Genomic DNA, 22,755 nt, shown 5'->3' with positions numbered 1-22,755 from the left:
GAACATCTTGGGCGATACGGAAAATAAGCCAATGCGGGTCAGTTATCAGGGCATCAAGGGATCATTCTCTTATCGCGCCTGTTCCGAATATTTCCCCGACGGGTATTACCAAGGCTATCGCGGATTTCAGGATGCGTTGAGCGCCGTTGAAAATGGCGATGTCGATTGCGCCATGATCCCGGTTGAAAATTCCACATCCGGCCGGGTGATGGAGGTTTATAACCTGCTGCCTGAATCCGGATTGTTTATCGTTGGCGAACATATGGTGCCAATTCACCATTGCCTGATGATCCCGCGCAAAGCCTTCCGCGGCGCACCACCGGAAAACATGACCACCAAAGACATCGTCGCATGGAAAGAAAGTGATCTAAGCGCGGAGGAGGTGGCCGTCGCCCTCTCATCCATCCGCGAAGTGCGCAGCCATCCGCAAGCCTTGTCCCAATGCCGCAAATTCATGGCCGACAATTTGCCACGCGCGTCGGCGAAGGAATATTACGATACGGCTGGCGCGGCGCGCGCGATCGCCAATTTCATGTCGCCCGACATTGCGGCGATTGCATCGGAAGATGCAGCGGATCTGTATAATATGACGATCCTGCAGAAGAACATCGAAGACGTGGATATGAACACCACGCGCTTCCTCGTGCTGGCGCGTGAACCGCTGGCGGCGGGGGCCATTTCTGGCCCGGCGATCAGCTCGATCCTGTTCGAAACCGCGCACAAGCCGGGGGCGTTGTTCCGCGTGCTGAACGTGTTTGAACGCCACAATATCGACATGACGAAACTGGAAACATACATGGCCGGTCCGGCGCGGCCCAACCCGACATTCTATGTCGATGTGGGCGCGAACATGGCGGACCCGGCGATGAAACCGGTTCTGGATGAATTTGCGGGCCACACCGCCGCGATGCGGATTATGGGGTGCTATCCCGCCAGTGATTTACGCGGGCATGGCAATCCATTCCTGCCGGTGGCGGGTTAAAGAAAGAGTTCTGTCATCCCGACAGAGCGAAGCGACGAGGGATCTCACCTTGGTCGGTTTTTGTGAAGGTGAGATCCCTCACATGCGTTCGGGATGACATTTGTGATGAAAATGAAGTTGACCATCTAAAGGAGAAGAAGAATGTCTATTCTGGCCAGCCGTCTGTCGAAAATTAAACCGTCACCGACCATTGCCGTGACGACCAAAGCCGCCGAGCTGAAAGCCGCGGGCCGCGATGTTATCGGTCTGGGCGCGGGCGAGCCGGATTTTGATACGCCGGACTGGATCAAGGACGCCGCCACCGCCGCCATGAAAGCCGGGCAGACGAAATACACCGCCGTTGACGGCACGCCTGCGTTGAAAAAAGCGATCTGTGAAAAATTTAAACGTGAAAACGGCATCGACTATACACCGGACCAGATCACCGTGGGCACGGGCGGGAAACAGGTTTTGTACAACGCTCTGATGGCCTCGCTGAACCCGGGGGATGAAGTGATCATCCCGGCCCCGTACTGGGTATCCTATCCGGATATGACCATTCTGGCCGAGGGCACCCCGGTGTTCGTTGAATGCGGCGAACAACATGGCTTCAAACTGCAGGCCGCCGATCTGGACAAGGCCATTACGCCGAAAACCAAATGGCTGATCCTGAACTCTCCGTCCAACCCGACGGGTGCGGCGTATACGAAAGCGGAATTGAAGGCGCTGACCGATGTACTGATGAAACACCCGCATGTCTGGCTGATGACCGATGATATTTATGAACATCTGGTCTATGACGGGTTTGAATTTGCAACGCCGGTACAGGTTGAGCCGCGTTTGAAAGACCGCACGCTGACCGTCAATGGCGTGTCCAAGGCCTATGCCATGACCGGCTGGCGCATTGGTTATGCGGCAGGCCCGAAAGAGCTGATCAAGGCGATGGGCGGCATTCAAAGCCACTCCACGTCCAACCCGTCATCCATTTCTCAAGCGGCAGCCGTGGCGGCCCTGAACGGGGACCAAACCTTCCTGAACGAATGGCGCCGCGTGTACAAAGAACGCCGCGATCTGGTTGTGGGTCTGTTGAATCAGGCCGAGGGCATTACATGCCCGACACCGGAAGGCGCGTTCTATGTCTATGCGTCCTGTGCCGGGTGCATTGGTGCGGAAACGCCAGATGGCAAAGTGATCCAATCCGACAGCGACTTCGTTACCTATCTGTTGGAAACCGAAGGCGTCGCGGCGGTGCAGGGGGCAGCGTTTGGCCTGTCACCATATTTCCGCATTTCCTATGCCACGTCGAACAAGGATTTGACGGAAGCCTGCGCCCGCATCCAACGTGCGTGCGCGGCGTTGAAGAAACGCGCGGCGGCGTAATTTCCAATAAAAGATCAAAGAAAAACGGCCACTCACAAGTGGCCGTTTTTTCTATTCGTCTATTTCGGCTCTGGCCCCTTGTGGGTGCAGGGCGGGCGTTGTTTTTTCGGATCGATCTGCCCGCTGGTGCAGACATTGCATAAATCGCCATCTTGTTTCGGCAGGGGATTTTCCCGGTCCCGAATATAGGGGGCCGCAGGCGGCGGGGGCGGCGTGTATCGATCACGTTGTACGATGCGGTTGAATAAACCCGCAATCGATTGGCGCAACGTTGCTGGCGTGCGCTCATCAAACTGCAACCATTTGCTGGGCTTGCTGGGCTCGGGGGCCGGGATGTTGTCGTTATCATGGTCATAGGCCATGGCGGCATCATTCATCGGATAGATTTTATCGATGCCGCGAATGATCTCGCTCGCCCGGTCATCCGTAATATGGCCGCGCAGGGCCGCATTCTGGACCAGTTCCTTGGCCAGCGGCACCAGCGTGTCGATATTTTCCCACACCATGTCCCAGCCGAACGCTTCCATCTTCTCGATATTCGCGTCGCGGGAATCGAACAGGTCCGGAGATGGGGTGCGGTCCTGATGGCTGATCTGTGAACGGGCGCGCAGATCGACGCCAAAATGCGCCGCCGCGTTGATCACGCGTGGATTGCTTAACACTTGCGCGCGCAGCGTGTCCTTGCTCATCGATTTATCAATGACGAGGACGTTATCCGCGCCCAGATTCTGGCGCAAATTCATCAGGTCGCGTTGCAGGATAAAGCGTTGCGGCAGGCCCAGCAGGTGCGCGCCCAACCGGCCAATCAATTGTTGCAGGAACAACATGCCGTTCAAACGCTGGACATCAATTTCGGCGTCGCGCTTGGCGGTGCCAATCATGACCAGCTTGATGTTCTTATTGTTCTGCATCCGTCCCTGATAACTGTTGATCGGGGTTTGCGGGGTGTCAAAATGGGCGATGTCGCAATAATGGTTGCCGTTGTCGGCTTTATAAAGCTGGAAAATCGTTTGGGCCGCGCTGCTGGCGCAGGTCAGGTCAACGATCTCCATATCCGGGTGTGATACATGGCCCGTCGTGCCGGTTTCGTCCTTGAAGTGGAAGAAAATGGCGGGTTCATTGCGCGTCACGTTCATGGATGTGACGTGGTGGCTGACGATTGTTTCGTTCAGCTTGACGGGCTCGTTCGTATCTTCGAAACGATAGGCCGTGTCCAAGGCTTCGCGCAGGACATTGATGTCATAGCGGGATTTGGCCAGCAGATGGTCAATGCCCCGTTCAACGGCATTATCAACCGGGCGGATCACTGTGTTGTGCAGGAACCGCATGGGTTTCAGGACAAAGGGTTCATACGGCGTGGTCGAGCGTTTCAGGCGGTTCAGCAAACGGCCGCCCCCATTGACCCCGGCAGAGAGCAGGGCGTCCGTTTTCTCAAACGCCATGAATACGATTTCGCGGGTAAATTCATGCCCCAGTTTGACCAGGTCCATGATCAACTGGCGTTCGTAATAGGCCGAGCGCGGCGGGAAGGTGCGGCGGCCAACGACCTTGTAAAAATCCAGCGTGTCGGCGGCGGAATAACGCGGCTCGGTCGATCCCTTGGATTTCGGGATGTTCAATCCGCCCAAGGCAACGGCCCCGGTGGATGATCCGGCAAAATTGTTGAATTGCTTGCTGACGGGAAGCTGGGTCAGGTCCTCAAGAAACTTGAGAACGACCAGCGGGTAAATGCCCCAAAGCACGCCACCGGGTACGTACAGAACGTAATCCTGTGGCTCTTGATGATCGGTGTTGTCCCTGTTGCTCATATAATGTCACTTTTTGTTTACGCGGGTGACTTGTTTTGCATATCGCAGGGGAAACTTAGACCATATTTGCCGGGATGTCAGGTTTGGTGCGTTGTGCGGCGCGAAAATATCCCCAGATTCGGGGCATTTCAGGGGCTTAGGGACGATGAATCGGCGGTTTTCAGTCGTCCAGCGAGCGGTCCGTGCTGGAATCCCGGCCATCGAACATGGACACGAAATAGCGCAAAACGCCTTCCTTGCGCTTGCCGCGGTCTTCGTCGGACCGGCGGTCGCGGTTGCTGACCAGGATATGGCAGACCTCGTCAAACGTGCGGGCGTTTTCTTCCATGATCGCTTCGAAGAACAGGCGCAGGCGGTTCATGTTTTCCGGGCTGGCATCATCGATCTGGATGCTGGGGAAATCGCCGTGGCGGCCCATGTGCAGAGATTTGTTGAAGATGTACAGATTGTCGCCCATCTCCGCCGCGAAGGAATCCATCAAAGCGGATTCAGAGGCGTTGAAGAAGATGTTGATGAGGGGCAGGTCATTGACCGGGTCGACGACGCCCAACGCACCGAAGCGGTTCCATTCATCGCGTTTGATGGATTTGTTGGTGTACCCGGTGCCCAGAACGATCATTTTCAAATTCTGGCCCGGCTGAATATGTTGCCGGATCGCGCCCAGATAGCTGATGCACGGGTTGTCGAAAATGCAGCCATCAATGGCCGAATAATATTTCCGGTGCGCATCACCCGGCAGGGTGGCCGGGAAATGGTGGCACGGGAAATAGGTCGGGGCGGCGCAACTGGCCATCACGGCGTCGTAAATGGATACGTGCGGTGTGTTGATGCGGTGTTCCGCGGGCGTGCCCGTGCGCATGCTTTTCAGCCACAGCGCATGGCCACCTTCGTTGATGAAATTGTTTTTGGTGTGAACGGGGGAATTGCCGGTTTCGCCACGTTCTGTCACGGCCTCAATGCCATCGCCGTCAATGTTGTAGCAGGGGATGATCAGGCTGCGCAGCGAGTCTGCCAATTGCGCATTGCCGAACAACGCCTGTAACGCATGCCCCAGATTGGATGGGTCGTAATGCCCATGTTTGAACAGCCAGTTTAGCTGGTTCAGTTTCATGGTACGGTTGTTGAAATCGTGGATCAGTCCGCGCATCTCGCGGAATGAATCCGCCGGGAAAATACGCGCGCCTTCGCGTTCGTAAAAACGCACCATGTGGCGGGCGCGGTATTTTGGTTGTTCCGGGTGTTCCGGGTGACGCAAATTCAGCGCCGCGTTCAAAATCGATCCGGTCGACGGGCCCGCAAAAATATCGACCATGTCGGTCATGCGCAGGCCGGTAACATCCTCAATCCGCGCCATGATATAGGCGGGGATCAGGCCGCGTAATCCGCCGCCATAGTTGAAAAGGGCAATCTGGGTTCTGTTGGATTCGGACACGGGATGGATTCTGTAAAAACGCTTTGAGTGAATCGGGTATCCAGTATATCGCGGCCCAATCCAATTCGCGCAAAAAAAAACCGGACCACTTGGGCCCGGCGAGTTGAACAGGGAGGTTTCACGTCTGGGAGACGTAGGATCTGGGAAGATCCCATCAACGTCGAAACGTCGATGGCCGCTTTATATACCCACTCGATCCTTCGCGTCTACAGCATTTTTCGCATGATCTGATATGCGTTTTTTGCATACCAATGGCTTAGTGCGTTGATTTTCATAAGAAAAACGCCCGTAACCGGGCGTTGTAAGCGGGTTGTGCGATGCCAAAAACAGGCTTATTTCCCGGTTTTTTGGATATTTTCGATCAGGAAGTCCCGCAGAATCGCGATGCGGCGGGAATGGCGGCGTTCTTCCGGGTACACGAAATACATGTCCACACCGGCCCGTTCGGCATCGGGCAGGATGATTTGCAGGTCGGGATTCTGGCGGATCATGTAATCGGGCAGGGAGGCAATACCGGCATCGCTTTCCACCGCGCGCTGGATGGCGTAGAGCGAGTTCATCATAATGATCTTGTTGTAATCTTCCGGGTCCACGCCGGCGATGCGGAACAACCAGTTCGGATCGGCATACGGCGCGGGAACGTTTTCCGGGAAGCCGATCAACGTATGCGATTGCAGATCCTTGATGTCCTTCGGCGTGCCGTGTTTTTTCAAATAAGACGATGATGCACAGATGCGGAAATTCAATGTCGTCAATTGACGCTGAATCAAATCCGGTTGTTCCGGTTTGTACAAACGAATGGCGGCATCGGCTTCGCGCATGCCCAGATTCAAAATGCGATCATCCAACAGGATGGTCAGTTGAATATCCGGATATTGTTCGCGGAACCGCCCCAGATTGGGGGCCAGCCATGTCGAGCCGATAAATTCCGCAACGGTGATGCGCAGCGGGCCTTCGGGCAATTGTTTTGAATCCAGCAATTGCCCTTCGATCATTGAAAGCTGGCCGAAAATATCGCGGGCCGTTTTATGTAGCAATTCGCCTTGTTCAGTCAGCAACAATCCCCGCGCATGGCGGTGGAACAGGGTGACGCCCAGACTTTCTTCCAGCGAACTGATCTGCCGCGATACGGCGGATTGGCTGAGGTTCAGCGTTTCACCGGCATGGGTAAAACTTCCGGCCTCGGCAACGGCGTGAAAAATGCGAAGCTTGTCCCAATCCATTGCCGCGACGTCCTGTTCTTCGTTTGGTGTTTCGTTATTCGGCCGCGTGCGCGCGGTGGTCAGATTCCAGTACGGCCAGATAGCGATCCGCTTCCAGCGCAGCCATGCATCCCATACCGGCGGCGGTCACCGCTTGGCGGAATGTTTTATCTTTCACATCGCCTGCGGCGAAGACGCCGGGGATATTGGTGGCGGTGGAATCCGGTGCGGTGACGATGTAGCCTTCGCTGTCCAGATTGACCTTGCCCTTGAAAATTTCCGTTGCCGGAACGTGCCCGATGGCGACGAACATGCCGTCGACATCCAGCGTGGATACATCCCCCGTTTTGACGTTTTTCAACGACAATCCGGTGACGCCCGCGCCACCTTGGCTGTTATCGCCCAAAATGTCTTCCACAACGCTGTCCCAGATCACTTCAACCTTCGGGTTTTTGAACAGGCGGTCCTGCGCGATCTTTTCCGCGCGCAATGTATCGCGGCGGTGGATCAACGTGACCTTCTCACAGAAATTGGTGAGGAAGATGGCTTCTTCCACGGCGGCGGACCCGCCACCCACAACGGCCACTTTCTTCCCACGGAAGAAGAACCCGTCGCATGTGGCACAGGCGGATACGCCCAGACCACGGAATGTCTGTTCGCCTTCCAGGCCCAACCAGCGGGCTTTTGCGCCCGTGCAGATAATCACGGTGTCGGCGGTGTACACGGTGCCGGAATCGGCGATGGCGCGATAGGGGCGGACGTTGAAATCCACTTCTTTGATAAAATCATAAACCATCTTGGTGCCGACATGTTCGGCCTGGGCCTTCATCTGGTCCATCAGCCACGGGCCTTGGATCACGTCAGCGAAGCCGGGGAAGTTTTCAACGTCGGTGGTGATGGTCAACTGGCCACCCGGTTCCAGACCCAGAATCTGAATCGGATTCAAATTGGCACGCGCGGCATAGATGGCTGCCGTGTATCCGGCCGGGCCAGATCCAATAATCAATACTTTCGTGTGCGTCGCTGTGTCCGCGCCAGTGCTCATGACGATCCGTCCTTACTCTACTAAATGACTTGAATAACATAGTCTTAATTGGCGGAGGAGGAGGGGTAAAGGGCAAAATCATCCCTTTTTCGGGTTTTTCAGAGCATTCCATATGGCCAAAGCCACGATTCCCGCATCATTCAGGGGGCGATATGTCCATTGGTCCAGTTTTCCCTCAAACATCCGGGCCGCGCCGTGTTTGATCAGGGCTTGGTGCAAAGCATCAATCCGGGGGGCGCCGCCCGTCATGGGAATGATGTAAACGGGCTTTCCGGCGGTGGCGGCCTCGGACAACATCGACACGCTGTCGGCGGTGACCAGAACGGCATCGGCCCACGCAAGGAACCCCAGATACGGATTGGGCCCGGTGCCATCCCAGAAGAAGACGTTCGGATCATCTTTCAACGCATCACGGATGATGGCCTGTTGTGTGGCCCCGGTGCGGCGCGACGCGGTGATCATCAATCCGCATCCCTGATCGCGCAAGCCGCTTAACTGTGCCGCCAATGTGCGTGCAACATCATCATTCATGCCATAGGCTTTGCTGGTGCCGCCAATCATCACGGCCACGCGCGGCGCGGGCAGGGGCGAGAGCAGCGATGTAAAATCACCACGCGCATCATCCAGCATTTTTTTATTGATACGGTTGGGTGCGCCTGTTGTGACAATCACATTGCGTCCGCGTGTGGGGTCGTGCGCGGGCACGGCGACCAGATCGAATTGGTCCGGCGATACGCGCGGATCCTGAATTTGCACGACCAAAGTTTTCCCGCCACTGGCCTTGCGAATGTAACGTGCGGCGGCGATGGCTTTGCGTCCGGAACACAGCGCGAGGTCGGGCCATGGGGCGGTGATGGAATCGCCGGTGAATATGCCCGCATGCTCAAACCCCAGCCATGGGGACAGGGTGCGCCAAGGCTGCTTCAAGTTAATGCGCTTTATTTCCGGAATAACGCCAAGCGCTTCAGCTACGCCCAAACATTGGTTTTCCGTTCCGGTCAGGCCTTCGGTGACGATCCAGCAGCGTGTCATTGTGGGGATTTTCCAAAGATGGTCTTGGTTTTTTGTGGTGTTATGCCAATGCGGAAAACGCTTTCAGAAAGGGCTTGCATAGGGCCACGCGCAACTTTATATCAGAGCGTCCTTCGTTCATATAACAATTTTGCGAAATACATATCCCCATGCGACGCGTCAAGCTCGATAAAATCGATAAGAAAATACTTCATCACCTGCAGGAAAACGGACGCATCACCAACGTAGAACTGGCACAGAAAGCGGGCATTTCCGCACCGCCATGTCTGCGCCGTGTGCGCGCATTGGAAGAATCCGGTTATATCCGCGGATACTTCATGCGCATTGATTCAACGGCGATGGGATATGGCGTTACCGTGTTCGCACAGGTGAAATTGGTCAGTCAGGCCGAGAATGATTTGAAGAAATTCATGGAACTGGTTGAAACCTGGCCGATGGTGCGGGAATCGCACATGTTGGCGGGGGAGACGGACTTCCTGCTGAAAATCGTGGCCAAGGATTGGGATGATTATCAGCATTTCCTGACCGAACAACTGACCGCCGCGCCGAACGTGACGTCGGTGAAGTCGTCTCTGGCGATCCGTTCGACCAAAGATATGCCGGGCGTGCCGATTGACGTTTAATATAGCCTTTTGATTTTAATAGATAATTTGCATCATCTTTGACATCTGGCCGCGAGGCCTTTACATAAGTTCGTGGATTTGTTCAGGCCATGATCCATGTTGCGTATCCTCTTGTTCTTCTTCTGCGTTTGGCCGCCAACATCGGAGGAACCGTTATGCCGTCTCTGAAATCAATTTTTAAACCTGTTGCGGACCTGTTCATCCGGTTGGAGATCATGGATCAGCAAAACCGTCTCGATGCCGCGAAGGCGGGTAAAATGCAGATGCCGATGGCTGTGCGCGGCCCGTGGTCTGTGGCCAACACCTTGCGCGACATTGATCCGCAAACGGCCAAGGCGATTATCAAGGAATCCGAACAGCGGATCAAAGATCTGCAAGCCAAGCTGGGATAGAGGAACGATCGCGATGTGGGCGAAACTTTTCAATACAATCAGCCGCATTCAAACCAAAATGGAATTGTGCGCTCTGGAAGCAGAATTAAGCGCCGCAAAAGGCGGGTTCTGTATTGCGACGGGGGCCCATGGTGGCGCGATGGTCAGGATTGACGCGAAAACCGCACAGTCCATTGTAGAACGCACGGAAAAACAGATTGAAGCGTTGAATCTGAAGCTTTAAACGCGGCCGCCCGAAGAATAAAAAAAAGACCGCCAACGGGAAACCCGGGGCGGTCTTTTTCTTTATTCTAACGCGCTTAAATGTATTGCACGTCCAGCACTTCGTAGGAGCGTTTGCCCGCCGGGGTAATTACTTCGACGCTGTCGCCAACGCCCTTGCCAATCAACGCGCGCGCAATCGGGGCGGTGGTGGAAATCATGCCCTTGTCGGCATTGGATTCATACGGGCCAACGATTTTGTACGTGACTTCATCGCCGCTGTCTTCATCGGCCAGCAAGATGGTTGCACCAAACTTGATCGTGTTGCCGGTCAGGCTGGACGGATCAATAATCTGGGCGGCCGAAATAACGGATTCCAGTTCCTTGATGCGGCCTTCGATAAAGCTCTGGCGTTCGCGCGCGGCGGTATATTCGGCGTTTTCGGACAAATCGCCATGCGCGCGGGCTTCGGCAATCGCAACGATCACCGCCGGGCGTTCAACACTTTTCAGGGTGCGCAGCTCTTTTTCCAGCGCGTCATACCCTTGTTTGGTCATTGGGACTTTATCCATGACTTCAATTCCTTCGTCTGTTCTTCTTCTCGTTTTTGATGTGTTTTGAAATTTTTCCAAAAAACAAACCCCGCCGCGAGCGACGGGATTGGGTTCGTTCCAAAACTGTTAAAGGCACATTAGGCCAAGCGCCGACCAAAGGTCAATAGGGATAAAAATGAAGGGTTAATGGATTGATTTTAAACGGTTTATAATTCCTTGTGCGGGGTGGGGCGGCGTGCCATAAACGATGCTCCATAATAACCATAAAATCGAATAGGCAGGATCGCACAATGACGACATCTTTCTCCCGTACAACATCCCGCATTCTGGCGGCCATTTTCCTGAGCGCCGTTGTAACAAACGCTGTGGCCGAAGATGCTCCGCACCAGAATGACCCGCTGATTAAACAGATGGCTGATTATATCGCCAAGGATGTTGAAACGCAGACCGGCGTAAAAATGACCGAAGAAGAAAAGAAGGACGTTGTTAAAGGGTACGGCAAGCGTTTTGCACGCAACATTGATGAAAAGACATGCCGTGACACGAACGTCAGCACGTATGTTGGTAAACTTCACGTACGTTTTGGCATTGATATCTGCAAAAAGAACGATGTCCTGATTGTTGGTAAAAACGGCATTCGTCCGATTGAGCCGCTGGAGCCGTAAGAGCGCTTCACTTACCCATCAATAGTTTTCACAGGTTCGGCATTGGCGGGGGAGTTTTCTCCGCCAATTTCGTCTGCGTGCAGAAAACCACCCGACTGCATCGACCACAACCGCGCATACAGCCCGTGATTTTTTAGCAAAGTTTCGTGGTTGCCTTGTTCCGCAATCACACCACGGTCCAGCACAATAATGCGGTCCATCCGCGCAATGGTGGACAGGCGGTGGGCAATGGCGATGACCGTTTTGCCCTTCATTAAATCGTCCAACGCCTGTTGGATCAGCCGTTCGGATTCACTGTCCAGCGCCGAAGTGGCCTCGTCCAGAATCAGGATCGGGGCGTTTTTCAGGATGGCGCGGGCAATCGCAATGCGTTGGCGTTGTCCGCCGGACAAGCGAATGCCGCGTTCACCGACCAGTGTGTTGTACCCTTCGGGCAAGGTGTTGATGAAATCATCGGCATAGGCTTTCTTCGCCGCCGCGATCACCTCGTCATCGGTGGCATCCAAACGGCCATAGCGGATATTTTCCATCAGGCTGCGGTGGAACAGGGCGGTGTCCTGCGGGATAATCGCCACGGCCTGACGCAGGGAGTCCTGTGTCACATGCGCGATGTTCTGGCCATCAATGGAAATTTCGCCGCCATTGAGGTCATACAGGCGCAGCAGGACGGATACAAACGTGCTTTTCCCCGCGCCCGACGGGCCGACCAGCGCAATTTTCTCACCCGCTGCAATTTTCAAATTCAAATCGCGGAAAATCGGGAAATTGGCGAAGGCAAAATTCACATTGCGATATTCGATTGCGCCCTGTGTGACGGGCAATGGTTTGGCACCGGGTTCATCGGAAATGCCGTGGGGGCGGGCGGTGATGCGCAGGGCGTCGGTGATATAGCCCGCTTCGTCCACGAACTGCACGATCCCGCCGCTGAGCATCCATGTCGTACCGGTCAGCATCAAGGACATGGTGGCAATGCTGGAAGCTTGGCCAACACTGATCCATTCATGCGCCCAGCCCATACAGGCGAGCGCCGTCATGCCGCCGCCCAGTGTGACAAGGCAGATGCGGCGTAAATCTTCGATCTGAATCATGTTGCGGAGCAATTTGCTGTAGCGGGTCCGCTCAATATCCGATTCCGCGCTATGCACGCCAATTTCATGCGGCAAGGTGGCAAAGGATTTCACCGCCGGAATATTGGTCAGCATATCCACGACCATGCCCGTGACATGGGCGCGTTGTTCGGAATAGCGCAAAGACCGCTGGCGCAATTTTGGGATACGCACGAATAACGGCGTGGTCACCGCAATAATGAAGAACAGCAGGGCGCATCCGTATAATGGATTGACCGAAAACATGAACAACATGGTCGTGCCCATCTGGATCAGGGCGAACCAGATCTGGAACCGGATAATATCGTGCAGGCGCAGGGCGCTTTCCGCCACTTCGGACACTTTGCGGGCCAGCGCGCCGGCGAAATTATCCTGAAAATACGCATGACTGTGCCCCATGGTGTAGGACAGGAAATCGCCCCGGATCACGGTGCGCAATTTGGGTTTCCAATGCAGGATGGTGTGCGCGGTCCAGATATGCGCCAACTCTCCAATGCCCAGTACGGCAACCATCATCGCTAATGTGCTCAGCGCCGCCGGGGGCAGGCCATCGGCGGGGTTTGCGTCCTTCAAAATATCAATCATCCGCCCGAGCAGGATAAAGGCGAGGGGATAGCGCATAAAATGCACGATGTCCTGTAACAGAAAGAGGCCCCACAAAACCGGGTTCTTGCGCCAGACATACAACAGAAATCCCCCAAACCCGGTGGGCAATTCACCGGGCGGGGCGGAGGGGATGTTCGGTTTTAAGAATGTAATGGGCACGCGCGTACTCTTTCCATTTTTTTATCCCGGCGAGGGAATCGTATCTCACCACGAAGACACGAAGGGCATGAAGAAAAACACGAAGTTTTTCAGTGCGCGCAAGTGCGCGCTTTTTCCTTCTTCGTGAAAACTTAGTGATCTTCGTGTCTTCGTGGTGAGATTTTTAGGGTTTGGGGAAGATCCCGGCTTTCGCCGGGATGACGTCCTGAAATAGGGGCGTGGTTACTCCGCCGCCTGCATATCCTGTGGGATATCCAGATCGGCGGGGCTGAAGATGCCTTCGCCGTCCACGCCGAAATAGCTTTGGATCGATGCCACTTCCAACGGTTTGGCGCGCAGGGCGCGAATGGCCATCGTTCCCGCCCGCGCCGCGGACAGCAGCGTGTAATACGGGATGCGATAGGTCAGCGCCTGACGACGGATGGATGTCGCGTCGGTCACGGCTTGCGGGCCCTTGGTGGTGTTGATCATAAACTGGATTTGCCCGTTGATGATTGCATCCACGATATGCGGCTGGCCTTCCATCACTTTGTTGATGCGGGTGACGGGCAGGCCCTGCGCCTTCAGGAACACGCATGTACCCCCGGTGGCGACAAGGTTAAAGCCCATATCGACCAGATCCTGCGCGATCGGAACCAACGCTTCCTTGTCCGAATCTTTCACGGACAGGAACACGGTGCCCTCCAGCGGCAAATGGGTGCCAGCGGCGATTTGCGATTTGGCGAAGGCCACGGCCACGTCACGGTCAATGCCCATGACTTCGCCGGTGGATTTCATTTCGGGGCCGAGGATCGGGTCCACACCGGGGAAGCGGGAGAACGGGAAGACGGGGGCCTTCACCGCCGTATGTTCCTGATCCATACCGCGCAATTGCGTGGTGAAGGTGCTCAGCATTTCACCCGCCATCAAACGCGCGGCGATTTTGGCGACCGGAACACCCGTGGCTTTGGCCACAAACGGAACGGTGCGGCTGGCGCGCGGGTTGACCTCCAGAATAAAGATGTCGTGTTCGCCCGTATCGCGGTTTTTCTTCACGGCGAACTGGACGTTCATCAGCCCTTTGACCTTCAGGGCCTTGGCCAGACGGATCGTCTGCTTCTCAATTTCCTTCACGGTTTTATAGGGCAGGGAGTGCGGCGGCAGGACGCAGGCGGAGTCACCGGAGTGAATGCCCGCTTCCTCAATATGCTCCATGATGCCAACCACGGCCACTTCGGTGCCATCGCACAGCGCATCGACATCGATTTCAATGGCGCTGCGCAGGTAGCGGTCGAGCAGGACCGGGGTATCACCGGACACCTGAACGGCGGTTTTGATGTAGCGTTTCAGCTCGTCCATGCTGTGGACGATTTCCATGCCTTGCCCACCCAGAACATAAGACGGGCGGATGACCAGCGGGAAGCCGAGTTCCTCGGCCAGCTTAACGGCCTGCTCTTCGGACCGGGCCAAACCGTTTGGCGGCTGGCGCAGTTTCATTTGATGCAGCAATTTTTGGAACCGCTGGCGGTCTTCGGCCAGATCGATGGCGTCGGGGCTGGTGCCCAGAATTGGAATATCGGCGGATTGCAACGCCTGCGCCAGCTTCAGCGGGGTTTGACCGCCCAATTGGACGATCACGCCCTTGACCTTGCCCTTGCGTTGTTCCGCGCGGATAATTTCGATCACGTCTTCGTTGGTCAGTGGTTCGAAATACAAACGGTCGGACGTATCATAATCGGTCGATACGGTTTCCGGGTTGCAATTGATCATGATGGTTTCATAACCCGCTTCTTTCAAAGCGTACGCGGCATGAACACAGCAATAATCAAATTCAATGCCCTGACCAATCCGGTTCGGGCCACCGCCCAGGATGATGATTTTTTCGCGGTCGGTCGGGTTGCATTCGTTTTCCGCACCGACATTTTCGTAGCAGCTATACATATACGCCGTGCTGGTCGGCAATTCGCCGGCGCAACTATCGACGCGTTTGAACACAGGCAGAGCGCCCACTTTATGACGGGCGGTGCGGATCATGTCCGGGGTGACGTTCATCAATTTGGCCAGACGGGCATCGGAAAAGCCCATTTTCTTCACGGCAATCCACCCGGCGGCGTCGCGGGGCAGGCCACCAACGCGCAGTTTGTTTTCCGTGGCGATAATTCCGGCAATGCGGTTCAGGAACCATTTGTCGAATTTGGTGATGGCGTGAATGTCATCAATGCTCATGCCATGGCGCATGGCTTGCGCGATATACAGGATACGCTGGGGCGTCGGGCGGGCGATGGCGGCGCGGACATGGTCCGGGTGCGGTTCCAGCCCGTTGCCTTCGCCAATCACAACTTCATCAAACCCGGTCAGGCCCTTTTCCAGCGAGCGCAGGGCTTTCTGGATGGATTCCTCGAAGCTGCGGCCAAACGCCATCACTTCGCCCACCGATTTCATCGATGTGGTCAGGATATTGGTCGTGCCGCGGAATTTTTCAAACGCGAAACGCGGGATTTTCGTGACGACGTAATCAATGGTCGGTTCAAAGCTGGCCGGGGTCAGCCCGCCCGTAATGTCGTTTTGCAGTTCATCCAGCGTATACCCGACCGCCAGTTTTGCCGCGATTTTCGCAATCGGGAAGCCTGTGGCTTTGGAGGCGAGGGCGGAGGAGCGCGACACGCGCGGGTTCATTTCAATGACGACCATGCGGCCATCGTCCGGGTTCACGGCGAATTGCACGTTCGATCCGCCGGTTTCCACGCCAATCCCGCGCAGGACAGCGATAGAGGCATCGCGCATCCGTTGATATTCTTTGTCGGTCAGGGTCATCGCCGGGGCGACGGTGATGGAATCCCCGGTATGCACGCCCATCGGATCAATGTTTTCGATGGCGCAAACGATGATGCAGTTATCGTTGCGGTCGCGCACGACCTCCATCTCATATTCTTTCCAGCCCAGAACGGATTCCTCGACCAGAACCTGCCGCACCGGGGATGCGTCCAGCCCTTCGCGGACGATGGTTTCAAATTCCTCGCGGTTATAGGCAATGCCGCCGCCCGTACCGCCCAGCGTGAAAGACGGGCGGATAATGCAGGGCAGGCCGATATGGGACAGGGCGTCGATGGCTTCGAACAAATTTGTGACGGTAATGCTCTTCGGGCTTTCGAGGCCGAGCTGGTCCATGCACTGGCGGAACAGGTCGCGGTCTTCGGCCCGGGCGATTACATCGGCGCGGGCACCGATCAGTTCAATGCCGAGCGCGTCCAGCGTGCCGTTGGCGTGCAGGGCCAGCGCAGTGTTCAGCGCCGTTTGCCCACCCATGGTGGGCAGCAAAGCGTGCGGGCGTTCCTTTTCCAGAATTTTTGCAACAATCTCGGGTGTGATCGGCTCGATATAGGTCACATCCGCCATGTTCGGGTCGGTCATGATCGTGGCCGGGTTCGAGTTGATCAGGATAACCTTGTATCCTTCCTCGCGCAGGGCCTTACAGGCTTGCGTGCCGGAGTAATCAAACTCACAGGCTTGCCCAATAACAATCGGTCCAGCGCCGATGATGCAGATGGATTGAATGTCGTGACGTTTTGGCATGATGGATCTCGGTCCCTTGAAAATGACGGAATCAGTGTAGGTGATTCATGGCCCGAGACCTATTGTGTATTATTGCGTATGCAAAAGGGCAAGCGGCTTATCCACAAAAGTGCATATGACCCCATGATTGTCATTCTCATCCTTCTCGTCATACCGGCGAAGGCCGGTATCCATAGGGTGGATCGTATGGACCCCGGCCTTCGCCGGGGTGACGGGCGGAGAAACGGTGGCATAAAAGAAAAGGGGCGTTACCGCCCCTCAACTTTCAGAAGATCCGTATTTTTCTTCAGATGCCGCAAACTCAGGCAAGTTGCGATAATGAGTCCGTATGTGATGGGCCAGATATAATCCTCGGCGATCCATTCACGAAACGCTTCGCCTTCGTACACCAGATCCTGAATCATTTCGGTCACGAAGAAGGCGGTGCCGATGCCCAGCAGACCCGGGTATTCACGGCGCAGAACCGTCTTCATCGAAAATTTCATCGTCGATGGTTTCCAGAGTTTGAAGTTCGGCAGGATCACCGGGGTTTTTTCACACCAGTCGCTATAGGCCTTGCCGAATTTGCCCAAAAGGAAGCTTTCTTCGGTCAGGATGATGCGTTCCATATAGACGAAGAACACCAGCGAGGCGAGCGCCGCCAGCCACCAAACTTTGACAGACAGCAGGACGCCCAAAATGATAATGAAATTCGCAAGGTAGAGCGGATTTCTAACAATCGAGTACATGCCGGTTGTGTTCAAAACCTCGGCCCGCTGTTCCTTGGCGTTGCGGCCCGACGTGCCCGCTGGAACGAAGCCGACGGTAAAGGCGCGCAGGGCGAGGCCTGACAAAGACAGGATAAAGCAGAACAGCACCCAGACATCTTCGGCGGCGTCGCCGACCATGGCTTCAATATGGGCGCTTTCGCGGAAGGCCAGCAGCAGCGGGCCAATAAAGAACAGGGGGATATAGCTGCGCCAGCGGAACATCGAATGGCCGTGGCGGATCATTAACTCATGCAGTTTCATGTTTTTACACTCCGTGGAAACGAGTTTTATTTTTACAACCTGATCCCGGATGTGGGCAAGAAAAAGGCGGCTTTTACGCCGCCTTTTCCTCTGGTTCTGTTTTTTCCGTTTTTTCGGCTTTTTTCATCATATCGACGAAGCGCTGGAACAGATAATGGCTGTCGCGCGGGCCGGGGGATGCTTCCGGGTGATATTGCACTGAAAACACAGGCTTACCCTTCAGTCTTAATCCTTCGTTTGATCCATCGAACAGGCTGACATGGGTCACCTCCGCATCTTGCGGCAAAGTATCAGGCAAAATGCGGAAGCCATGGTTTTGGCTGGTGATTTCGACTTTTCCGGTGGTTAAATCTTTCACCGGATGGTTGGCGCCGCGGTGGCCCAGTTCCATCTTTTTCGTCTTGCCGCCAAGGGCGAGGGCGAGAAGCTGGTGGCCAAGGCAGATGCCAAAGATCGGCGTGCCGGATTTGATCAGTTTGCTGATGGTCGCAACGGCATAGGTTCCGGTCGCGGCCGGGTCGCCCGGACCGTTGGACAGGAAGATGCCGTCCGGTTTGTGCTTCAGAATGTCTTCCGCGCTGGTCTGGGCGGGGACGACGGTGATCTTACATCCTGCTGCAGCAAGATTACGCAAGATATTGCGTTTAATGCCAAAATCGATGGCGACAACATGGTGTTCCGGGTCTTCGACTTTGCCATATTCGTTTTTGTCCGCATCCCAGTTGGTTTGGGTCCAGACATATTCTTTTTCGCACGTCACATCTTTGGCCAGATCCATGCCGTTCAGGCCCGGCCATTCGGCGGCCATTTTCTTCAGGGCGGTGATGTTGAAGTCGCCACTGGGGCTGACGGCGATGACGCCGTTCGGGGCGCCGTGGTCGCGGATGTGGCGGGTCAATGCGCGCGTATCCAAACCGGAGATGCCGGGAATGTCATAAGATTTCATCCATTGATCCAGCCCCTCAATCGCGCGCCAGTTGGATGGCTCGGTCACATCTTCGCGCACGATCATGCCGCGGGCGGCGGGTTTGGTGCTTTCCATATCCAGATCATTGGCCCCGACATTGCCAATATGGGGGAAGGTGAAGGTGATGATCTGTCCGGCGTAGGAGGGGTCGGTCAGGATTTCCTGATACCCGCTCATCCCCGTGTTAAAGCAGATTTCCCCGACACAGGCCCGGGCCGCGCCAAATCCGCGCCCCCAAAACACTGTTCCATCAGCCAAAACAAGGACACCGGTTGCATTATGCGGCTGTTTGGCGTTAGAAACGTCGAGCATGGTGTGTTCTCCTGTCGGGGGTGAGTCCAGATATAGGGGCCAGCATGCCGGAAGACATGATCGAATTAAAGGATAAAAACGTGGAAAAACGTGCAGAATTCAACACCGCAATGAAAGAAGCCATGAAGGCGAAGGACGAAATCGCGCTGTCGACGATTCGCCTGATCATTGCGGCCCTGAAAGACCGGGATATCAACGCCCGCGGTCTGGGCAACAGCGAGGGGATCAGCGAGAGCGAAATCCTGTCCATGTTGCAATCGATGATCAAGCAACGCGAAGAGTCGGCCAAGACCTATACCGATGCCGCGCGTCAGGATCTGGCCGATCGCGAAGTTGCCGAAATTGCCATCATCCGCCGCTTCCTGCCGAAGCAGATGGACGAAGCCGAAGTGAAAACCGCGATCGACCGCGTGCTGGCCGAAATGAACGTGACCGACATCCGCGAGATGGGCAAAGTCATGGCGACGATCAAGGAACGTTATGCCGGTCAGATGGACATGGGCAAGGTCAGCGGTATGGTGAAGCAGCGTTTGGCTGGCTAATTCTCTAAATTGTCACCCCCGCGTAGGCGGGGGTCTGGTCATAAACGAAGTGCGCGAGGCATAACCTCGCGCACATTTTCTTTGCCGGTTCTTTGCCGGATCCCCGCCTACGCGGGGATGACGGTGTGTTATATGGATGCCCGCATCAGGCAATCGCCATCTGATGCAATCCGTCCGTATGCACAAATTCGTCGCCGATCTGCGCTGGGACCAGTTTGCCGAGGCCGGTCAGAAGAACGGCATGGCTGCCGCCCGCTTCTTCGATCTGGTGGGTGAAAAATTCACCGTAATGGTGGTCGATGTCGGATTTGCTGTACACCTGATCCACGCCGAGGAAGACGCGCTTCGCCGGTTGTTGGGCGGTGATGTCCGCAAAGAAATCAACCCGCACGACATTGTCGGGCAGGGTCATATCTTTGATATTCGTGCCGGATACTTCCACGAACTCGCGTGTCAGCGACACCTTGCCCGTTGGCTTTGCGATCGCAAACCGTGCGTATAATTTCTCTGTCATCAATCTCTCCCAACCGTACCCCAGCCTAAAGGTTAACGTAAAACCTTTGCCAAAACGTTAGCAAAGCCTTGGGTTTTATCTATTTAGTGTTCCAGAATATCCCAGCATTCTGGGAAAAAGGTTAACGAAACCTTACTGGCCTGTAAGGTTCATGCGGCTGTATGGGGCCCATGTGGGGATTTGGCTGGTTTGGGTCTGGTTTATGGGGGGGCGGTCTGCTAAAAACCCGGATATGTCGATTTCCCCGCGTTTTATGCAAGAGCTGCGTGACCGTTTGTCCCTGTCCGAGATTATCGGGCGGCGGGTGAAGCTTGTCCGCGCTGGGCACGAATATAAAGCGTGCTGTCCGTTCCACGGGGAAAAATCACCGTCTTTCTATGTGAATGATGACAAGCAATTCTTCCATTGCTTCGGATGCGGCGCGCATGGCGATGCGGTGGGCTTTGTCATGCGGCATGACAATTTGTCCTTTATTGAGGCGATTGAGGCTCTGGCCCCGCAAGCCGGGTTGGAAGTGCCGCGCCAGACGCGTGAGGATGTCGAGCACGCCAAACAGGAAAAAGATCTCCATGCCCTGATGGCGGCCACCACCAAATGGTTTCAGGATCAATTGCACAGCCCCGCCCATCGTGACGCGCTCCACTATGTGCGCGAACGGGGATTGCCGGATGATGTGCTGTCCGCGTTCTCGGTCGGGTTTGCGCCGGCGGATGGTGGCGCGCTGCCCAAATTCCTGCGGGAGCAGGGGTTCAGCGAAAAACAAATTCTGGATGCCGGGGTCGCGCGCAAATCGACGCGTAACAATGACCTGTATGCGTTCTTCCGCGACCGTGTGATTTTCCCTGTGCCGGATCGGCGTGGGCGCGTGGTGGCGTTTGGTGGCCGGGTGTTGCCGGAACATTTGCGCCCCATCGATCCGTCGCAATCGAAACCGCCGAAATATATCAACTCCTCGGACTCGCCGTTGTTCCACAAGGGGCGGATGCTGTTCGGTGAGCCGCACGCGCGGCAGGCGGCGATTGATGGCAAGCCGTTGATCGTGGTCGAAGGTTATCTGGATGTGATTGCGTGTTGGCGCGCTGGGTTCACGGGCGCGGTGGCACCGTTGGGCACCGCCCTGACCGAAGACCAGATCGCCGTGTTGTGGAAGATGATCCCCAGCGACATGAAGGTTCCGGTGCTGTGCTTCGACGGTGATAATGCCGGACGCCGTGCGGCGGCGCGCGCGTGTGAACGCATCTTGCCGCATTTGCGCCCGGATCATTCGGCGCGCATTGCGTTTCTGCCCGAAGGGGAAGACCCGGACAGTTTGATTCAAACCAAGGGCGCGGTGGCGTTCCAGACCATTATCGACACGGCGATGCCGCTCGCGGATTTTATCTGGATGAGCCAGACCGAGGGCCGCAATTTTAATACACCGGAAGAGCGCGCCGGGTTGGAGCGCACATGGCTGGATGAAACCGCGCGCATCGTGGACAAGGCGGTGCAGGACCAGTATCGCAAGCTGCTGCTGAAGAAGAGCAGCAATCTGTTCTGGGAATTGGATCGCGCCAAACAAAACGCATCGCGCGGCTCTGGTATGGGCGGGCGTGGGTTCGGGCGCGATATGGGGCCCAAGGCCAAAGGCCGGAAGATCGATTTGCCCCCCTTGCGCAGCCCGGTGGTGGAGAAGGAGCGCAGGGCACATTCGATCCTGCTCTTGATTCTGTTAAATCATCCGTGGCTGTTCGAAGAGGTAGAGGAGCAGTTCGGGGCCCTGTCCATGTCCGATTCGCGGCTCGATTCTTTGCGCCAAATGATGATCCGGACCCTGTCCGAGGCCCCAAACCTTGAAAAAACGCCGTTTTATGACCATTTAAGTGCATATGGCTTTGATAAAGAATTGCAAAATCTGGCGTCAGACACTATGTATGTGCACGCTGGATTCGCTCGTCCCTTAGCAGAACCGCAGGATGTTCGTGAGGGGTGGGCGGAAACGATCAGGTCACTTTATGACCAGGCCGAACGCCAGGAACTGCGTGTTGCGGGCCAGACTTTGGCCGGGGACTTCAGTACGGAAAATGAACAGCGCATTCTCGCTTTGCATCAGGCGCGTCAGGATCATGACGGGCAAGGGTGAAAGCGCTTTGATTTTTCGTGGAAAATACGGTTAAATTCCATGTTCGGATTCGGGTGATACGGGTTGGGAATGGCAGTCAAGAAAACAGGTAAAACAGCGAAAGGTTCCGCCGCAGCAGCCAAGAAGGTTGCGCGCGTGGCCAAGGTCGCAAAGAAGACAGAAAAGGTAACCCGCGTGCCGGCAAAAGCTCCGACGAAATCGAAGACACAGGCCGCGTCTAAATCCGCAGCCAAAACCAAAACAGTGAAGCCGGTCGCCGCCAAGAAACCGGCGCCGAAGCCAGCACCGAAATCAGCAAAGGCTGCGAAATCCGCGCCCGCTAAAAAAACAGCGAAGCCCGTGGCCAAGCCGACCAAATCCACCAAGCCTGCCGCAAAGCCCGCGCCGTCGAAAGCAAAGGCTCCGATCAAGCAGCCTGTAAAACCACAAGCGAAGGCCCCGGCAAAAGCTGCGGCTAAACCGCAGGCCAAGCCTGTCGCAAAACCAGTGGTGAAGGCGGCCGCGCCGAAGGCACCGCCCATTGCCAAGAAGCCGGTGACGGCGACGAAAACGGCTCCTCAGCCGAAGGTTGAA

At 55.7% G+C, this 22,755-nt stretch carries 20 protein-coding genes; 8 read left to right on the top strand and 12 right to left on the bottom strand.

Going from position 1 to position 22,755, the window contains the following annotated elements:
• The first annotated feature begins 31 nt into the window (after positions 1-31).
• Both ACSC94_RS05745 and ACSC94_RS05740 read left to right on the top strand, forming a co-directional pair.
• Positions 32-982 carry a prephenate dehydratase gene (locus ACSC94_RS05745; protein WP_435642090.1) on the top strand — a complete coding sequence of 317 codons (951 nt, stop codon included), beginning with the start codon at positions 32-34 and terminating at the stop codon, positions 980-982.
• Between the two features lie 141 nt (positions 983-1,123).
• A complete protein-coding gene (locus ACSC94_RS05740) occupies positions 1,124-2,341 on the top strand; it encodes a pyridoxal phosphate-dependent aminotransferase (protein ID WP_435642089.1) in 1,218 nt (405 codons plus the stop codon).
• Positions 2,342-2,400: 59 nt separating this feature from the next.
• Here the strand turns inward: ACSC94_RS05740 and ACSC94_RS05735 are convergent, their stop codons facing one another.
• The 5 genes from ACSC94_RS05735 to ACSC94_RS05715 form a co-directional block, all read right to left on the bottom strand.
• Complete coding sequence (locus ACSC94_RS05735) at positions 2,401-4,149, bottom strand: patatin-like phospholipase family protein (protein WP_435642088.1); 1,749 nt, start codon at positions 4,147-4,149, stop codon at positions 2,401-2,403.
• Between the two features lie 160 nt (positions 4,150-4,309).
• On the bottom strand, positions 4,310-5,581 hold the full coding sequence (locus ACSC94_RS05730) for a patatin-like phospholipase family protein (RefSeq protein WP_435642087.1): 1,272 nt from the start codon (positions 5,579-5,581) through the stop codon (positions 4,310-4,312).
• Positions 5,582-5,913: 332 nt separating this feature from the next.
• On the bottom strand, positions 5,914-6,804 hold the full coding sequence (locus ACSC94_RS05725) for a LysR family transcriptional regulator (RefSeq protein WP_435642086.1): 891 nt from the start codon (positions 6,802-6,804) through the stop codon (positions 5,914-5,916).
• Positions 6,805-6,838: 34 nt separating this feature from the next.
• Positions 6,839-7,828: a thioredoxin-disulfide reductase gene (gene trxB / locus ACSC94_RS05720; protein WP_435642085.1), complete on the bottom strand. Its 990-nt coding sequence runs from the start codon at positions 7,826-7,828 to the stop codon at positions 6,839-6,841.
• A 78-nt stretch (positions 7,829-7,906) separates the two neighbouring features.
• Positions 7,907-8,860, bottom strand: a complete 954-nt coding sequence (locus ACSC94_RS05715) for a mitochondrial fission ELM1 family protein (RefSeq protein ID WP_435642084.1) — start codon at positions 8,858-8,860, stop codon at positions 7,907-7,909.
• 149 nt (positions 8,861-9,009) lie between these two features.
• Between ACSC94_RS05715 and ACSC94_RS05710 the strand changes: the two genes are divergently transcribed.
• The 3 genes from ACSC94_RS05710 to ACSC94_RS05700 all read left to right on the top strand — a co-directional run bounded on the left by ACSC94_RS05710 (position 9,010) and on the right by ACSC94_RS05700 (position 10,098).
• The gene (locus ACSC94_RS05710) at positions 9,010-9,483 is read left to right on the top strand and encodes an Lrp/AsnC family transcriptional regulator (protein WP_435642083.1); all 474 of its coding nucleotides are present in this window, start codon (positions 9,010-9,012) and stop codon (positions 9,481-9,483) included.
• 155 nt (positions 9,484-9,638) lie between these two features.
• Positions 9,639-9,875 carry a hypothetical protein gene (locus tag ACSC94_RS05705; RefSeq protein ID WP_435642082.1) on the top strand — a complete coding sequence of 79 codons (237 nt, stop codon included), beginning with the start codon at positions 9,639-9,641 and terminating at the stop codon, positions 9,873-9,875.
• 13 nt (positions 9,876-9,888) lie between these two features.
• On the top strand, positions 9,889-10,098 hold the full coding sequence (locus tag ACSC94_RS05700; RefSeq protein WP_435642081.1) for a hypothetical protein: 210 nt from the start codon (positions 9,889-9,891) through the stop codon (positions 10,096-10,098).
• Between the two features lie 76 nt (positions 10,099-10,174).
• On the opposite strand, the gene greA is transcribed toward ACSC94_RS05700, so the two are convergent.
• Positions 10,175-10,648, bottom strand: coding sequence for a transcription elongation factor GreA (gene greA, locus ACSC94_RS05695; RefSeq protein WP_435642080.1), 474 nt, complete (start codon positions 10,646-10,648; stop codon positions 10,175-10,177).
• Positions 10,649-10,920: 272 nt separating this feature from the next.
• Here greA and ACSC94_RS05690 point away from each other — a divergent pair, with 272 nt between their 5' ends.
• On the top strand, positions 10,921-11,295 hold the full coding sequence (locus ACSC94_RS05690; protein WP_435642079.1) for a hypothetical protein: 375 nt from the start codon (positions 10,921-10,923) through the stop codon (positions 11,293-11,295).
• A gap of 11 nt (positions 11,296-11,306) precedes the next feature.
• Here the strand turns inward: ACSC94_RS05690 and ACSC94_RS05685 are convergent, their stop codons facing one another.
• The 4 genes from ACSC94_RS05685 to carA all read right to left on the bottom strand — a co-directional run bounded on the left by ACSC94_RS05685 (position 11,307) and on the right by carA (position 19,007).
• Positions 11,307-13,166 carry an ABC transporter ATP-binding protein gene (locus ACSC94_RS05685; protein WP_435642078.1) on the bottom strand — a complete coding sequence of 620 codons (1,860 nt, stop codon included), beginning with the start codon at positions 13,164-13,166 and terminating at the stop codon, positions 11,307-11,309.
• 222 nt (positions 13,167-13,388) lie between these two features.
• A complete protein-coding gene (gene carB, locus ACSC94_RS05680) occupies positions 13,389-16,718 on the bottom strand; it encodes a carbamoyl-phosphate synthase large subunit (RefSeq protein ID WP_435642077.1) in 3,330 nt (1,109 codons plus the stop codon).
• Between the two features lie 248 nt (positions 16,719-16,966).
• Positions 16,967-17,728 (bottom strand): methyltransferase family protein, encoded by a 762-nt coding sequence (locus tag ACSC94_RS05675; protein ID WP_435642076.1) that lies wholly within the window; start codon positions 17,726-17,728, stop codon positions 16,967-16,969.
• 73 nt (positions 17,729-17,801) lie between these two features.
• Complete coding sequence (gene carA, locus ACSC94_RS05670; protein ID WP_435642075.1) at positions 17,802-19,007, bottom strand: glutamine-hydrolyzing carbamoyl-phosphate synthase small subunit; 1,206 nt, start codon at positions 19,005-19,007, stop codon at positions 17,802-17,804.
• A gap of 44 nt (positions 19,008-19,051) precedes the next feature.
• Here carA and ACSC94_RS05665 point away from each other — a divergent pair, with 44 nt between their 5' ends.
• Positions 19,052-19,549: a GatB/YqeY domain-containing protein gene (locus ACSC94_RS05665; RefSeq protein ID WP_435642074.1), complete on the top strand. Its 498-nt coding sequence runs from the start codon at positions 19,052-19,054 to the stop codon at positions 19,547-19,549.
• A 145-nt stretch (positions 19,550-19,694) separates the two neighbouring features.
• Here ACSC94_RS05665 and ACSC94_RS05660 read toward each other — a convergent pair whose 3' ends face one another.
• A complete protein-coding gene (locus ACSC94_RS05660) occupies positions 19,695-20,063 on the bottom strand; it encodes a hypothetical protein (protein WP_435642073.1) in 369 nt (122 codons plus the stop codon).
• 232 nt (positions 20,064-20,295) lie between these two features.
• Between ACSC94_RS05660 and dnaG the strand changes: the two genes are divergently transcribed.
• Positions 20,296-22,182, top strand: coding sequence for a DNA primase (dnaG, locus tag ACSC94_RS05655; protein WP_435642072.1), 1,887 nt, complete (start codon positions 20,296-20,298; stop codon positions 22,180-22,182).
• Here the strand turns inward: dnaG and ACSC94_RS05650 are convergent.
• Positions 22,164-22,703: a hypothetical protein gene (locus ACSC94_RS05650; RefSeq protein WP_435642071.1), complete on the bottom strand. Its 540-nt coding sequence runs from the start codon at positions 22,701-22,703 to the stop codon at positions 22,164-22,166. The two genes, dnaG and ACSC94_RS05650, sit on opposite strands and share 19 nt — an antisense overlap.
• Between the last annotated feature and the right edge of the window lie 52 nt (positions 22,704-22,755).

Origin of the sequence: Micavibrio aeruginosavorus (assembly GCF_051245535.1) — a bacterium.
GTDB lineage: Bacteria > Pseudomonadota > Alphaproteobacteria > Micavibrionales > Micavibrionaceae > Micavibrio > Micavibrio aeruginosavorus_D.
The sequence above is the reverse complement of the archived record's forward strand: the minus strand, read 5'-3'. Positions and strand labels throughout refer to the sequence as shown.

What these genes read in the sequence shown, in the direction of transcription:
- ACSC94_RS05745 (WP_435642090.1), top strand. Translation starts at nt 32, where the DNA reads ATGCGGGTCAGTTATCAGGGCATCAAGGGATCATTCTCTTATCGCGCC.
- ACSC94_RS05740 (WP_435642089.1), top strand. Translation starts at nt 1,124, where the DNA reads ATGTCTATTCTGGCCAGCCGTCTGTCGAAAATTAAACCGTCACCGACC.
- ACSC94_RS05735 (WP_435642088.1), bottom strand. Translation starts at nt 4,149, where the DNA reads ATGAGCAACAGGGACAACACCGATCATCAAGAGCCACAGGATTACGTT.
- ACSC94_RS05725 (WP_435642086.1), bottom strand. Translation starts at nt 6,804, where the DNA reads ATGGATTGGGACAAGCTTCGCATTTTTCACGCCGTTGCCGAGGCCGGA.
- trxB (WP_435642085.1), bottom strand. Translation starts at nt 7,828, where the DNA reads ATGAGCACTGGCGCGGACACAGCGACGCACACGAAAGTATTGATTATT.
- ACSC94_RS05715 (WP_435642084.1), bottom strand. Translation starts at nt 8,860, where the DNA reads ATGACACGCTGCTGGATCGTCACCGAAGGCCTGACCGGAACGGAAAAC.
- ACSC94_RS05710 (WP_435642083.1), top strand. Translation starts at nt 9,010, where the DNA reads ATGCGACGCGTCAAGCTCGATAAAATCGATAAGAAAATACTTCATCAC.
- ACSC94_RS05705 (WP_435642082.1), top strand. Translation starts at nt 9,639, where the DNA reads ATGCCGTCTCTGAAATCAATTTTTAAACCTGTTGCGGACCTGTTCATC.
- ACSC94_RS05700 (WP_435642081.1), top strand. Translation starts at nt 9,889, where the DNA reads ATGTGGGCGAAACTTTTCAATACAATCAGCCGCATTCAAACCAAAATG.
- greA (WP_435642080.1), bottom strand. Translation starts at nt 10,648, where the DNA reads ATGGATAAAGTCCCAATGACCAAACAAGGGTATGACGCGCTGGAAAAA.
- ACSC94_RS05690 (WP_435642079.1), top strand. Translation starts at nt 10,921, where the DNA reads ATGACGACATCTTTCTCCCGTACAACATCCCGCATTCTGGCGGCCATT.
- carB (WP_435642077.1), bottom strand. Translation starts at nt 16,718, where the DNA reads ATGCCAAAACGTCACGACATTCAATCCATCTGCATCATCGGCGCTGGA.
- ACSC94_RS05675 (WP_435642076.1), bottom strand. Translation starts at nt 17,728, where the DNA reads ATGAAACTGCATGAGTTAATGATCCGCCACGGCCATTCGATGTTCCGC.
- carA (WP_435642075.1), bottom strand. Translation starts at nt 19,007, where the DNA reads ATGCTCGACGTTTCTAACGCCAAACAGCCGCATAATGCAACCGGTGTC.
- ACSC94_RS05665 (WP_435642074.1), top strand. Translation starts at nt 19,052, where the DNA reads ATGCCGGAAGACATGATCGAATTAAAGGATAAAAACGTGGAAAAACGT.
- ACSC94_RS05660 (WP_435642073.1), bottom strand. Translation starts at nt 20,063, where the DNA reads ATGACAGAGAAATTATACGCACGGTTTGCGATCGCAAAGCCAACGGGC.
- dnaG (WP_435642072.1), top strand. Translation starts at nt 20,296, where the DNA reads ATGTCGATTTCCCCGCGTTTTATGCAAGAGCTGCGTGACCGTTTGTCC.
- ACSC94_RS05650 (WP_435642071.1), bottom strand. Translation starts at nt 22,703, where the DNA reads ATGGGCGGTGCCTTCGGCGCGGCCGCCTTCACCACTGGTTTTGCGACA.